A 13,783-nucleotide genomic window follows, 5' to 3' on the forward strand; every position below is an offset into this window, starting at 1 on the left:
ACGGGGTAAGGTTTGACGGCGGATTCTTGACTGCACCGCCCTTGACCAAACCAGCGGCGATAAGAAAATAACTGTTCAGATTTTATCCAATTCAGCCTTTATCCAGTCATCGAGAGCGGGTATCATGCCAACCCTTTTTCGAACTCTAATGATCCGGCCCCACAACAGGGAAGTCCTATGTCGGCGGTACGCATCGGCCCATACACATTGCACAACGGCTTGATCCTCGCCCCGATGGCGGGCGTCACCGACCAGCCCTTTCGTCAGCTTTGCAAGCGTTTGGGTGCAGGGCTTGTAGTCTCGGAAATGGTCACCAGCGACATGAGCTTGTGGAACACCCGCAAGTCGCGGATGCGCATGATCCACGAAGGTGATCCCGAGCCCCGCTCGGTACAGATCGCCGGCGGTGATGCGCAAATGCTGGCGGATGCGGCCCGGGCCAACGTGGAGTTGGGGGCACAGATTATTGATATCAACATGGGTTGCCCGGCCAAGAAGGTCTGCAACAAGGCCGCAGGTTCTGCCCTGTTGAAGGATGAGCAGTTGGTGAGCGAGATCCTGCATGCCGTGGTCGCTGCAGTGGATGTGCCGGTCACCCTGAAGATCCGCACCGGTTGGGACCGGGACAACAAGAATGGCCTGACGGTGGCGAAGATCGCCGAGCAGGCGGGCATTACAGCGCTGGCGGTGCATGGCCGCACCCGCGCCGACCTTTACACCGGTGAAGCCGAGTACGACACCATTGCCGCGATCAAGCAGGCGGTGTCGATCCCCGTCTTTGCCAACGGCGACATCGATTCGGCCGAGAAAGCCCGGCGCGTGCTGCACGCGACCGGCGCCGATGGCCTGTTGATTGGCCGGGCTGCCCAGGGGCGGCCGTGGATTTTTCGTGAGATCGAGCATTTTCTGCGTACCGGCGAAACCTTGCCGGCACCGGAGCTGATCGAGGTGGAACGTATTCTGCTAGAGCATCTGGCCGCCCTGCACGCCTTCTATGGAGACGTGATGGGCGTACGCATTGCTCGCAAGCATGTGGGCTGGTATCTCGCAACCTTGCCGGGCGCCAAGGAGTTTCGCGCCCACTTCAATCGTTTGGATGATACGGAAGCACAGTGCGCCAACGTTCGTGAGTTCTTCACCGAGCGTTACAAGAGCCTGGTGACAGGGGACGGAGAAGGGGTGGCCGCATGACGATGATGACCGAGACTTTAGTGAGTGGAACAACACCCGTGAGCGACAACGTCAATTTGAAACAGCACCTCAACACGCCGAGCGAAGAAGGCCAGACCCTTCGCGGGAGTGTCGAGAAGGCGCTGCACAATTATTTCGCCCACCTTGAGGGCGCTGCCGTCACGGACGTGTACAACCTGGTGCTCTCCGAAGTCGAAGCGCCGTTGCTCGAAAGCGTAATGAACTACGTCAAGGGCAACCAGACCAAGGCCAGTGAGCTGCTCGGTCTGAACCGTGGCACGCTGCGCAAGAAACTCAAGCAGTACGATTTGCTGTAAGCATTCAATCAAACCAGAAAGGCGCCCGCGTAAAAACGGACGCCTTTTTTGCTGACTCCTTTGCTTTTGATGGAAATTGAAATGACCGACCAGACTACCCGCCTGCCGATCCGCCGTGCCTTGATCAGTGTCTCCGACAAGACCGGGATCCTCGAATTTGCCCGGGAGCTGGAAGCCCTGGGCGTGGAGATTCTCTCCACCGGCGGGACCTTCAAACTGCTGCGGGACAACGGCGTGGCCGCAGTGGAAGTGGCGGACTACACCGGTTTCGCAGAAATGATGGACGGTCGGGTCAAGACCCTGCACCCGAAAATCCACGGCGGGATCCTCGGTCGTCGCGGTATCGACGACGCCATCATGAGCGAGCACGGCATCAAGCCGATCGACCTGGTGGCCGTTAACCTGTACCCGTTCGAAGCCACCATCAACAAGCCAGGCTGCGACCTGCCGACCGCCATCGAAAACATCGATATCGGCGGCCCGACCATGGTTCGCTCGGCAGCCAAGAACCACAAAGACGTGGCCATCGTGGTTAACGCCAGCGACTACGCCAACGTACTGGAAAGCCTGAAAGCCGGCGGCCTGACCTACGCCCAGCGCTTCGACCTGATGCTCAAGGCCTTCGAACACACCGCCGCCTACGACGGCATGATCGCCAACTACATGGGCACCGTGAACCAAGCGGCTGAAACCCTGAGCACTGAAGGTCGCAGCCAGTTCCCGCGCACCTTCAACAGCCAGTTCATCAAAGCCCAGGAAATGCGCTACGGCGAGAACCCGCACCAGAGCGCGGCGTTCTACGTTGAGGCCAAGCCTGCTGAAGTCGGCATCGCCACCGCGACCCAACTGCAAGGCAAAGAGCTGTCCTACAACAACGTGGCCGACACCGACGCCGCGCTGGAATGTGTGAAGAGCTTCGTCAAGCCAGCCTGCGTGATCGTCAAGCACGCCAACCCGTGCGGCGTGGCCGTGAGCCCGGACGCTGAAGGCGGTATCCGCCAGGCGTACGAACTGGCCTACGCCACCGACACCGAGTCGGCCTTCGGAGGCATCATTGCCTTCAACCGTGAGCTGGATGCCGAGACCGCCAAGGCGATCGTCGAGCGTCAGTTCGTTGAAGTGATCATTGCCCCATCCGTCAGTGAAGAAGCCCGCGCCATCGTTGCTGCCAAGGCCAATGTGCGCCTGCTGGCCTGCGGCGAGTGGTCGGCTGAGCGTGCCGCTGCCTGGGACTACAAGCGCGTCAACGGCGGCTTGCTGGTACAGAGCCGCGACATCGGCATGATCGGCAGCGCCGACCTGAAAGTGGTGACCAAGCGCGCCCCGACCGAACAGGAAATCAACGACCTGATCTTCGCCTGGAAAGTCGCCAAGTACGTTAAATCCAACGCCATCGTCTACGCCAAGAATCGCCAGACCATCGGTGTTGGCGCCGGCCAGATGAGCCGCGTGAACTCGGCACGTATCGCTGCAATCAAGGCTGAGCATGCCGGCTTGCAGGTACAGGGTTCGGTGATGGCGTCCGACGCATTCTTCCCTTTCCGCGACGGCCTGGACAATGCGGCCAAGGCTGGCGTGACAGCGGTGATCCAGCCAGGCGGCTCGATGCGTGACGCAGAAGTGATTGCAGCGGCCGATGAAGCCGGCATCGCCATGGTGTTTACCGGCATGCGCCACTTCCGCCACTAACAGATGATCGTTCCCACGCTCGGCGTGGGAATGGAGCCCGGGACGCTCCGCGTCCCAAAGCGTGACGCGGAGCGTCACAAGAGGCATTCCCACGCAGAGCGTGGGAAGGATCAGAATTCAGCGTCATCCGAGGTTTTTGAAATGAATGTTTTGATCATTGGCAGCGGTGGCCGTGAACACGCCCTGGCCTGGAAAGTTGCCCAGGACCCACGCGTCCAGAAAGTTTTCGTCGCCCCCGGCAACGCCGGCACCGCCATTGAAGCCAAGTGCGAAAACGTCGCCATCGACGTGTTGGCCCTTGAGCAACTGGCGGACTTTGCCGAGAAAAACGTTTCCCTGACCATCGTCGGTCCGGAAGTGCCCTTGGTGGCTGGCGTTGTGGACCTGTTCCGCAGCCGTGGCCTGGACTGCTTCGGCCCAACCGCCGGCGCTGCCCAGCTGGAAGGCTCGAAAGCCTTCACCAAGGATTTCCTGGCACGCCACAAGATCCCGACCGCCGACTACCAGAACTTCACCGAGATCGAGCCAGCCCTGGCTTACCTGCGTGAGGTCGGTGCACCGATCGTGATCAAGGCCGACGGCCTGGCCGCCGGCAAAGGCGTGATCGTCGCGATGACCCTGGCCGAAGCCGAAGACGCCGTGCGCGACATGCTCGCCGGCAACGCTTTCGGTGAAGCCGGTTCGCGTGTAGTGATCGAAGAATTCCTCGACGGCGAAGAAGCCAGCTTCATCGTGATGGTCGACGGCAAGAACGTTTTGCCGATGGCCACCAGCCAGGACCACAAACGTGTGGGTGACGGCGACAGCGGCCCGAACACTGGCGGCATGGGTGCTTACTCCCCGGCTCCGGTAGTGACTGCCGAAGTGCACAAGCGCGTGATGGACCTGGTGATTTGGCCAACCGTGCGCGGCATGGCGGATGAAGGCAACGTGTACACCGGCTTCCTGTACGCCGGCTTGATGATCGACAAGGCCGGTAACCCGAAAGTCATCGAGTTCAACTGCCGCTTCGGCGATCCGGAAACCCAGCCGGTGATGCTGCGTCTGCAATCGAGCCTGGTACTGCTGGTGGAGGCGGCGCTGGCCCAGGCCCTCGACAAGGTCGAAGCCCAGTGGGACCCGCGCCCAAGCGTTGGCGTCGTGCTGGCCGCCGGCGGCTACCCGGCCGACTACGCCAAGGGCGATGTGATTGAAGGTCTGGATGCGGCTGCTACGCTGGAAGGCAAGGTGTTCCACGCGGGCACCGCGCTCAAGGATGGCAAGGTCGTCACCGCCGGTGGTCGCGTATTGTGCGCAACCGCCATGGGCAGTAGCGTAGATGCCGCCCAGCAACAGGCTTACAAGCTGGCGGCGAAGATCGACTGGAAAGGCTGCTTCTACCGCACCGACATTGGCTACCGCGCCATTGCCCGTGAGCGTGGCGAAAGTCAGTAAACAGCTATCCGTTCGGTTAGGCAGGGGCCCTTGGCCCTTGCCCTACGCTTGTGGCCCCGCGCATAGTTATACCCATGCATCAACCTACGAAGGGATTTCGCCGTGCGCTGGCTCAGGATCGCCATAGGTTTCACTGTCAGTCTGCTGACCTTGCTCTGCTTGCTTCCGGCCCAGGCCGCGGCACAAGGCAGTGGCTGGGCGGTATTGCTTGACGAACAGGCCGATCTGCAACTGAGCGACATCCGCTCGCCCCGCTACATCAATCAATTCAGCCCCATCGAACTGGACCGGATTACCGCCGCGCAACCGGACGGTGCGTTGTGGGTGCGCTTCAGGCTGCAACCCGGCAAGCACGAGCAAGTGCTACGGGTATTCGCCCCAGACCTGGCACATCTGAACCTGTACGTGCTCGACGGCGACACCCTGGTGGAGCAGCAAGCCACCGGCACCCGCCAGCCCCAGGCCGAGCGCCCGCTGCCCAGCAGCGACTTCATGCTGCCGATGCCCCAAAGCCAGAAGCCGCTGGACGTGTACCTGCGCATGGTCTCGGAACACGAGCTGCGCCCCTACATCACCCTGGAGCCCGCCGTACTCGCCGCGGCCAACCAGAACCAGACGCTGATCTACGGGCTGCTGTTCGGCTGCCTGGTGATGCTGATCCTGCATAACCTGACCCGCTACGCCTACCATCGCTCCCGCAGCAGCCTGTGGCTCGCCGCCTGCGAAGTGTTGCTGCTGCTCAGCCTGGCGCTGTTGCTCAATGTGGTCGGCCCGTGGCTGCCGAACTGGCACGCGGTACAAACCCCCGGCGCGTACCTCGCCCTGCTGCTGACGGCGCCGTGCGGGCTGATGTTTGCCTATCGCTTCTTTGCGCCTCTTGGCCCGCATCCGCTGAACAAACTGCTGATGGCCGACATTCTGTTGATCGTCCTCAGCGGGCTTTTGCTGCTGTTCGTCAATACGTTGCCGCTGAACATCATCACCTACGCCCTGGTGGCGCTGGCCGGCCTGAGCATGCTGTTCGTCTCTGCCTATCACTGGCAAAAAGGTTATCGCCCGGCGCGCCTGTTCATGGTGGCGATGGTGATATTCAACATCGGCACGCTGATTATCCTGCCGGCCTTGCTGGGCCTGACACTGGTGGCGCCCCAAGGCTTGATCGTTACCCTGCTCGGTTTTATCTGCCTCAGCGGCCTGTTGATGAGCCTGGCCTTGGGCGAACGCCAGCGCGCCATCACCGAAGACAACTTCAGCCTCAGCCGCGATCTGGCGGCGAGCAATGCCGAAATCGCCGCCAAGGCCGAGTTCCTGGCGAAGATCAGCCACGAAATCCGCACCCCTATGAACGGCGTGCTGGGCATGACCGAACTGCTGCTGGGCACGCCGCTGTCGGTCAAGCAGCGCGACTACGTGCAAACCATCCACAGTGCCGGCAACGAATTGCTCACGCTGATCAACGAGATTCTCGACATCTCCAAGCTCGAATCCGGGCAGATCGAACTGGATGACGTGCAGTTCGACCTCAACGCGTTGATCGAAGACTGCCTGAGTATTTTCCGCGCCAAGGCCGAGCAGCAAAACGTCGAGCTGATCAGCTTTATCCAGCCCCAGGTGCCACGAGTCATCAGCGGCGACCCGACGCGTCTGCGCCAGGCACTGTTGAGCCTGCTGGAAAACGCCCTGCAAAAAACCGATGAAGGCGAAGTGCTGATCGTCGTGGCGCTGGACGAGCGCAGCAGCAAGCCGCGCCTGCGCATTGCGGTGCAAGACAGCGGCCTGCCGATGGAGCCCGCCGAGCGCGACGCCCTGCTGCACAGCGAATTGCACAGCAAGAATTTCCTGTCTGCCACACGTCTGAGCGGCCATCTGGGCCTGGTCATTGCCCGCCAGTTGATCCTGTTGATGAACGGCGAGTTCGGCATCAAGAGTGGCAGCCAACAAGGCAGCACCCTGTGGCTGACCTTGCCACTGGACCCGGAACGTCTCGAACATCCAACCTCCGACCTCGACGGCCCGCTCAAGGGCGCGCGCGTGCTGGTGGTGGACGACAACGACACCTGCCGCAAAGTGCTGGTGCAGCAATGCACGGCCTGGGGCCTGAACGTGAGTGCCGTGCCTTCGGGCAAGGAAGCCCTGGCGCTGCTGCGCACCAAGGCGCACCTGCGGGATTACTTCGATGTGGTGCTGCTGGACCAGAACATGCCCGGCATGACCGGCATGCAACTGGCGGCGAAGATCAAGGAAGACCCGAGCCTGAACCACGACATCTTGCTGATCATGCTCACCGGCATCAGCAATGCGCCGAGCAAGATCATCGCGCGCAACTGCGGGATCAAACGCATCCTCGCCAAACCCGTGGCCGGCTACACCCTCAAGACCACCCTTGCCGACGAGTTGACCCAACGCAGCAAGGGCACTGTGCAACCGCGCCAGGCGGCGATCAGCGCACCGGTCCCGGTGACCGTGCCGAATGACTTCCGGATTCTGGTGGCCGAAGACAACAGCATCTCCACCAAGGTGATTCGTGGCATGCTCGGCAAGCTCAACCTGCAGCCGGACACCGCGAGCAATGGTGAAGAAGCGTTGCAAGCGATGAAAACCCAGCGGTATGACCTGGTGTTGATGGACTGTGAAATGCCGATCCTCGACGGCTTCTCCGCCACCCAGCAACTGCGGGCGTGGGAAGTCAGCAACCAGCGCATTCGTACCCCGGTGGTGGCGCTGACGGCGCACATTCTTTCGGAACACAAAGAGCGTGCGCGCCAGGCCGGGATGGACGGGCACATGGCCAAGCCGGTGGAGTTGTCGCAATTGCGCGAGCTGGTGGAGTACTGGGTGGCGCAGCGCCAACAGCGCCCTGAGCACGCACCTACCTGACCCAGGCATGGCGCAGATCAAAATGTGGGAGCGGCGGTGCGACTTGCTCGCGAAAGCGGTGTGTCAGCCAATACATGTTTGACTGATACACCGCTTTCGCGAGCAAGCCCGCTCCCACATTGGATTGTTGTCGCTTCACCGATAGCGCTCAGCCACAGGCCTGATAAACTCCCGCTCGCCCTCCTTCGCTGCGAGCTCCCACCATGCTCCATGTGCTATTCAGCGTTTACCTGAAGATGCTGGTGCTCTACAGCCCCTTCTTCGTGCTTTCCTGCTTTATCAGCCTGACTCGCGGTTACTCCAGCAAGGAGCGGCGGCGCCTGGCCTGGAAAGTGGCCCTCGCCACCCTGGTATCAAGCGTGTTGCTCTACCTGTTCGGCCGGGTGATTTTCAGTGTGTTCGGCATCACCGTCGACGCCTTCCGCATCGGCGCCGGCAGTGTGCTGTTCATCTCGGCCCTGGGCATGGCCCAAGGCAAGTCGGCGGTGCAGACCGATAACGTGCAGCAGGACGTGACCATCGTCCCGCTGACCATCCCCCTGACCGTCGGCCCCGGTACCATCGGTGCGCTGCTGGTGATGGGCGTCAGCCAGCCGCACTGGGACGATAAGATCACCGCCATCCTCAGCATCGCCCTGGCCAGCCTTACGGTGGGTGTGGTGCTGTACCTGTCCAACCGTATCGAACGCATTCTCGGTGACCAGGGCTTGCAGATTGTCAGCCGCTTGATGGGGTTGTTTGTGTGTGCACTGGCAGCGCAAATCATCTTCACCGGGGTACGCGGTTACCTGGTGCCGTAGGTCAAATCCTGTATTGGGCGATAGCCAGGCGGACCTTGTCCCCTGCGCTGTCGCGCATCAGTTGAATCGTGGCTTCGTTGACCACCGAACTGTTCAGCACCAGGCAGGTGCGGCCACTGAAGGCTTCAACGGACGCACTGTCCCACTCCAGAAACGGCATGCCCCACTGCTTGCTGACGCCGTGGGAACTGTAGGTCACCAGCACCATCGACACTTCCCCCGCCGTTTCCGAACAGGACGCCAAGCCGAAATCTCCGCCCTCATGGGTCGTGGTATTTCGTTTGAATAACTCAAATGAAGCCGGGAGTTGCTTCAAGGCTTCGATAGCCTCCCCCACCCGCTTGGGCAGTGCACTGATCAATGGCCCGGACAGGAACGTCGAGGCCACCGTGGCCGCCACCAGATTCAGCGCCGCCAACTGCACCGACAGCCCTTTGCGAGTGGTGTATACCCGCTCGAAACTGCTCCTGACCGGCATCCAGCCCAGGCTGCTCATCACCTTGATGAATTCGTTGTACCAGGCCTCTGTTCCCCGGGCGATCCGCAATACATCACTGACGTAGCTGCTCGCCAGCAAATAGCTTTTGCGGGTGTACTCCTTGTTGAGGCTCGTCATGCCTTCCACAAACGACATGACACTGTTGTTCACCACTGCCGCGTTCAGCTCATCATCACCTTCGAGCTTCACCGGCGCGCTCAACCCCGGCGACAAGCTGGACGCGCCCGGAAGCCGGTATGCGGCAATCAGCTTCCTCCTTTTTGCGCTGTTGATCCGTCTGTTATTTCGCTCCATAGCCATTTCTCCATAACCCCCAACATGGGGCTTAACGCCAACACTAGTCGAGTTGCCGGGGATTTTGAGGTGCTGGAAATCGAAGGCAGAACGCGCTGCGGTGCGCAGGAAAAATCACTGCTGGCGGCGACGGTGAGTAAACGTTGGGGATCAACCTGCGGTGCGAAAAGAGGCCGTATTTTTCTTCAACCAGAAGCGAAAGATAAGACTCGACCCGCTGCAAGAACCACCTGGCAAGCAGACCTTTCTTCCATCACCTGGCGACTCTTTCAAAGCGGCCCCATTGCGGGGCCACCTCTGTTCAGGACGCGGGTTTCTCGCCATACCAACGTGGCGTATACACCCATTCGCCGCCCCCGGCCCGTGGGAATACACAGGTGGTGGACGAACCGATCAGCACCATCGTGCGCATGTCCACCTGCTCCGGGGTCAGTTGCCCCAGGGTGGTGACTCGCAGGGTCTGGCCCGGCCGACCGATATCGCGGCCCAACACCACGGGCGTCTCGGCCGTGCGGTGCTGCGCGACGATCTCCAGGGCGCGCCCCAACTGCCAGGGCCGAGCACGGGAAATCGGGTTGTAGAACGCCAGCGCCAGGTCGGCCTGGGAAGCCAGGTCCAGGCGCTTCTCGATGATCGACCAGGGCTTGAGGTTGTCCGACAGCGACATCACGCAGAAGTCATGCCCCAGCGGCGCCCCCGCCTGCGCCGCCGTGGCGAGGGATGCCGACACACCCGGCAGGATTTCCAGGTCGACCTGATGCCAGGCCGGGTCGCTGGACTCGTGCAAGGCTTCGATCACCGCAGCGGCCATGGCGAATACGCCTGGGTCACCCGAAGACACCACCACCACCGAACGCCCCTGCGCCGCCAGCTCAAAGGCGTGACGGGCGCGCTGCATCTCTTCGCGGTTGTCGGTGCAATGCTGGATCTGGTCCGGGCGGAACGGCCCGGCCATGCGCACATAGGTTTCGTAACCCAGCACGTCGGTGCAGCGGGCCAGTTCAGCCTTTACCGCTGGCACCATCAGTTCGGCAGCGCCGGGGCCCAAACCGATGACCGCCAGGCGGCCACGGGGACGACCGACCTGGGACAGGTCCAGCGGTGCATCGGCCACCGTGATGGCGATGTCCGTTTGGGTCGCCAAACTGGCGAAGCGCAACGGTACCCCCAACTCGATTGAAGCTTCATGCAGCGACGAATCGGCCATCTCGGTTTCAGACGCCAGCAAACACGCCAGGGACTGCACGGCGAGCCCTGCATCCTGCAACGCTGCACGAATGCGTGCGGCCAGTTGCGGCCCCGACTGGCAAGTAACCAACACGTTTTTCGGATAAATCAGTAGTTCATTAGCGGCGGGCGTACGCTCGGCACTGCCGACGTGAATCGCCAGACGCGCCTGCTGGTTCTGGGGCAAGTTGGCCTGATCCAGCCATGGCGCCGCGCCTTCAATGCGCACCGATTCACCCGCCAGCAAATCGGAAACAAAGCGTTTGCCCAGTTCCAGATCCCCGAGCTGATAACCGCTGGGCGGGTTGAGCAGGCAGGTGCCGAAACGCAGTTCGCCACTGGTGGTGATCGCAGCGGCAACGCCCAAGGCGGCGGCGATTTCCCGCGCCATTACGTTCACACCCCCCAGGCCACCGAGCAGCGGCACCACCGCGCTGCCGTCTTCGGCGACTGCCAGCACGGCAGGCTCGACGCCCTTCTCCAGCAGCAGCGGCGCCAGGGTGCGGATCACAATTCCGGCGGCGCACAGGGCGATGATCGGCGTGCCCTGTTGATACAACTGGCGCACGCTGGCGCCGAATTCGTTATAGGACTGATCCGCACCTTCAACCCGTCCGGCCAGGCCGTGGATCAGTGCGTCGGGATACACCTGCTGGATAGCCCGGGCAGTGGCGAGACTGCCCTGCCCCAGAATGACAATCGCGGGAGCCGTCATCAGCCTTGCCACCTTTCACCAGGAACGATGATCAGCGAGAAATACGGCGAGGACGTTGGATCGACCTGGTCCAGAGCGACGATTTTCTGATTGGCCATGGTCGCGCGCTCGACATACAACGCCCGGCTCGCCAGCCCCAACTCTTCCAATACCTGACGCACCTTAGTGAAGTTGCGGCCCAGCTTCATGATCACCGCCGCGTCGGCATCCGCCAGGCGACGCTTGAGTTCGTCATGGGGCAATACGCCAGAGAGCACCGACAGGCTCTGGTTGCGATACACCAGCGGCGCACCCAGCACGGACGCGCCGCCGAGCATCGAGCACACACCCGGGATCACCTGAGTGTCGTAGCGCTCGCCCAGGCGGTCATGCAAATACATGTAGGAACCGTAGAAGAACGGGTCGCCTTCGCAGATCACCGCCACATCGCGCCCGGCATCCAGGTGTGCGGCAACGTCGACGCTGGCGGTGTCGTAGAAATCGCTGATCACTTGCTCGTAGGACAGCGGCGCGGGCAGCACTTCAGTGGTCACCGGGTACACCAGCGGCATCAGGGTTTGCTGGGGCACCAAATGGTCTTCGATGATGCCGAAGGCATTGCCCTTCTTGCCCTTGGCCACAAAGTACGCCACCACCGGCGACTCGCGCAGCAGGCGCAGGGCTTTCAGGGTAATCAGTTCCGGGTCACCGGGGCCTACGCCCAGGCCAATCAAACGTCCGCGTGCCGGCATTATTCGACCTCCGTGGCCAAGGCGTTGACCGCGGCGGCGGCCATCGCACTGCCGCCCAAGCGGCCCTGCATGATCACGAACGGTACGCCGCGGCTGTCTGCCGCCAGCATCGCCTTGGATTCGGCGGCGCCGACAAAGCCCACCGGAAAACCGAGAATCAGCGCGGGCTTTGGCGCGCCGGCGTCGAGCATTTCCAACAGGTAGAACAGCGCTGTCGGCGCATTGCCGATTACCACCACGCTACCTTCCAGGTGCGGGCGCCACAGTTCCAGGGCGGCGGCGGAACGGGTGTTGCCCAGCTCGCGGGCCAACGCCGGCACGCTGTCATCGCGCAGGGTGCAGATCACCTGATTGTTGGCCGGCAGGCGCGTCCGGGTCACGCCTTCGGAAACCATCCGCGCATCACACAGGATCGGCGCGCCGGCGGCCAGGGCTTCGCGCCCGGCCTTGCCGGCACCTTCGGAAAATTGCAGGCCGTCGATCGCGTCGACCATGCCGCAGGCATGAATCACCCGCACGGCGAGTTTTTCCAGGTCGGCAGGAATGCGATCCAGCTTGGCTTCTGCGCGAATGATCGCGAAGGAGTTGCGATAGATCTCCTGACCGTCGCGGATGTAATCAATCATCGGTGTTGCTCCGTGGGTGGGCGCGCAACAAGGCGCCCGCCGCTTCAATAGAAAGAGTGCGCGCGTGCAGGCGGCCGAAACCGGGCTGGCCTGCGTCGCGGAAATAGAGGTCGTAGTGGCCGGGGCTTACCGCCAGCAAGGTGACGGGCGCGGTGTGTGCGGCGGCGCAGGAACGTGGGCAGCCGGACAGGTGCACGCTGTGGCCGGGCACGAGCGTTGCCAATTGCAGGGCGTCGGTCTTGGTGTCGGCCAGGCCTTTGGCGCATCCGCTGGAGCCGGTGCAGGCGATCAGGCGCGCCAGGGGTTGGTCCACCGAGCACAAAAAGCCAAGCCGTTCGAGGCGTTCAATGACAGCCGCCGCGTCACGGATATTGGGCAGCAGCAGGCCCTGCCATGGCGTGACACGCAGGGTGGCGTCGCCATGGTCGACGGCCAGCTGCGCGGCGCCCCTGAGCATCGCCGAATCCAGGCGGCCCAAGGGTGCGACGGCAGCGACGTAGACCTGGTTTTTTTGACGCTGTGGATAACTTCCCAGGTGCAGCGGCGCGGGGTTGGAATGGCGTGAAAAGCCGTCAACCGGCTGCAAGGGCAGATTTAGCTGCCGCAGAAAGTTATCCACAGACGTTTCAGCCAGCAGGTGGCGCATGCGGGTTTGATCGGGCCGGGCCAGTTCAAGGAACAGCTCCAGAACCGCCACCACCAGTGCATGCCCTTGCGCCAAAGGCACGGCGGCCAATGGCGCGTCCTGCGCCGGGCAGCCTGCCAGGCCGAATGCCAACAGCGTCTGGCCATTGGCGTCGAACGCCGACAACCACAGGTCGTGATGATGCTCGAGCATCGCCAGGGCTTCACCGCCGTCCAGTTGCACGGCGAACTTGGCTGACAGCTCATGGAAACGCGGGTGGGTTTCCAGGGTGGCGAGGATTTCGTCAGCCAGCGGCCGTGTGTCGAACAGCATCTCGCGGTCGATACCGGCGCTGGGGCTGAGCATCAGGTTGCGCACATCGTCACCGGCGGCGCTTCTGGGCCCAAGGTCAGCGGCCAGCAAGGCGGCGATCAATGCGTCCTGTTCGGCACCTATTCCGCGAATCTGCAGGTTGGCGCGGTTGGTCGCCTCGATCACGCCGCCGGCATGGGCCAGGGCCGCATCGGCCACGGCAAGGGCCTGCTCGGCGAGGATCGAACCACCGGCCAACTTGATCCGGCAAATCCCGCCGTCCAACGCCTGGACAATACGCAGCAACCCCGGACAGGCCGAGGGACGCAAGGTATTGGACGGTGGTATTGATTTCACAGGGCTACCGGTTCACGGGTAAAGGCGCGGTATTATGCCTGCTTTGTCCGGCGGCATGAAAAGCCTGCCCGTCGGATGTCGTTCAAGGA

11 protein-coding genes are annotated in these 13,783 nt (G+C 62.2%); 6 read left to right on the forward strand and 5 right to left on the reverse strand.

All coding sequences use genetic code 11. The annotated features are described in order from the left end of the window. Positions 1-177: 177 nt before the first annotated feature. The 6 genes from dusB (at position 178) to BLU46_RS13000 (ending at position 8,308) form a co-directional block, all read left to right on the forward strand. Positions 178-1,191, forward strand: a complete 1,014-nt coding sequence (gene dusB / locus BLU46_RS12975; protein WP_017478423.1) for a tRNA dihydrouridine synthase DusB — start codon at positions 178-180, stop codon at positions 1,189-1,191. Beyond that, complete coding sequence (gene fis, locus BLU46_RS12980; RefSeq protein WP_003186237.1) at positions 1,188-1,508, forward strand: DNA-binding transcriptional regulator Fis; 321 nt, start codon at positions 1,188-1,190, stop codon at positions 1,506-1,508. The genes dusB and fis overlap by 4 nt, the downstream gene beginning before the upstream one ends. 81 nt (positions 1,509-1,589) lie before the next feature. Beyond that, positions 1,590-3,197, forward strand: a complete 1,608-nt coding sequence (gene purH, locus BLU46_RS12985; RefSeq protein ID WP_093202218.1) for a bifunctional phosphoribosylaminoimidazolecarboxamide formyltransferase/IMP cyclohydrolase — start codon at positions 1,590-1,592, stop codon at positions 3,195-3,197. A 141-nt stretch (positions 3,198-3,338) separates the two neighbouring features. Then, positions 3,339-4,631, forward strand: coding sequence for a phosphoribosylamine--glycine ligase (gene purD / locus BLU46_RS12990; RefSeq protein WP_063033325.1), 1,293 nt, complete (start codon positions 3,339-3,341; stop codon positions 4,629-4,631). A gap of 102 nt (positions 4,632-4,733) precedes the next feature. Further along, the gene (locus BLU46_RS12995; protein WP_063033326.1) at positions 4,734-7,508 is read left to right on the forward strand and encodes a hybrid sensor histidine kinase/response regulator; all 2,775 of its coding nucleotides are present in this window, start codon (positions 4,734-4,736) and stop codon (positions 7,506-7,508) included. A 203-nt stretch (positions 7,509-7,711) separates the two neighbouring features. Beyond that, the gene (locus BLU46_RS13000) at positions 7,712-8,308 is read left to right on the forward strand and encodes a MarC family protein (protein WP_003217330.1); all 597 of its coding nucleotides are present in this window, start codon (positions 7,712-7,714) and stop codon (positions 8,306-8,308) included. A gap of 1 nt (position 8,309) precedes the next feature. On the opposite strand, the gene BLU46_RS13005 is transcribed toward BLU46_RS13000, so the two are convergent. From BLU46_RS13005 to cobG, 5 genes are all read right to left on the reverse strand, one after another. Further along, positions 8,310-9,101 carry a hypothetical protein gene (locus BLU46_RS13005; RefSeq protein WP_063033327.1) on the reverse strand — a complete coding sequence of 264 codons (792 nt, stop codon included), beginning with the start codon at positions 9,099-9,101 and terminating at the stop codon, positions 8,310-8,312. A gap of 301 nt (positions 9,102-9,402) precedes the next feature. Next, positions 9,403-11,043: a precorrin-3B C(17)-methyltransferase gene (cobJ, locus tag BLU46_RS13010; protein WP_093202222.1), complete on the reverse strand. Its 1,641-nt coding sequence runs from the start codon at positions 11,041-11,043 to the stop codon at positions 9,403-9,405. Continuing rightward, positions 11,043-11,774, reverse strand: a complete 732-nt coding sequence (locus BLU46_RS13015; RefSeq protein WP_093202226.1) for a precorrin-2 C(20)-methyltransferase — start codon at positions 11,772-11,774, stop codon at positions 11,043-11,045. Before BLU46_RS13015 ends, cobJ begins: the two co-directional genes overlap by 1 nt. Then, positions 11,774-12,400 carry a precorrin-8X methylmutase gene (locus BLU46_RS13020; protein WP_063033330.1) on the reverse strand — a complete coding sequence of 209 codons (627 nt, stop codon included), beginning with the start codon at positions 12,398-12,400 and terminating at the stop codon, positions 11,774-11,776. Before BLU46_RS13020 ends, BLU46_RS13015 begins: the two co-directional genes overlap by 1 nt. After that, complete coding sequence (gene cobG, locus BLU46_RS13025) at positions 12,393-13,694, reverse strand: precorrin-3B synthase (protein ID WP_331717203.1); 1,302 nt, start codon at positions 13,692-13,694, stop codon at positions 12,393-12,395. The genes BLU46_RS13020 and cobG overlap by 8 nt, the downstream gene beginning before the upstream one ends. Between the last annotated feature and the right edge of the window lie 89 nt (positions 13,695-13,783).

The sequence above is a fragment of the Pseudomonas yamanorum genome (genome assembly GCF_900105735.1).
In the GTDB taxonomy this organism is placed as follows: Bacteria; Pseudomonadota; Gammaproteobacteria; order Pseudomonadales; family Pseudomonadaceae; genus Aquipseudomonas; species Aquipseudomonas yamanorum.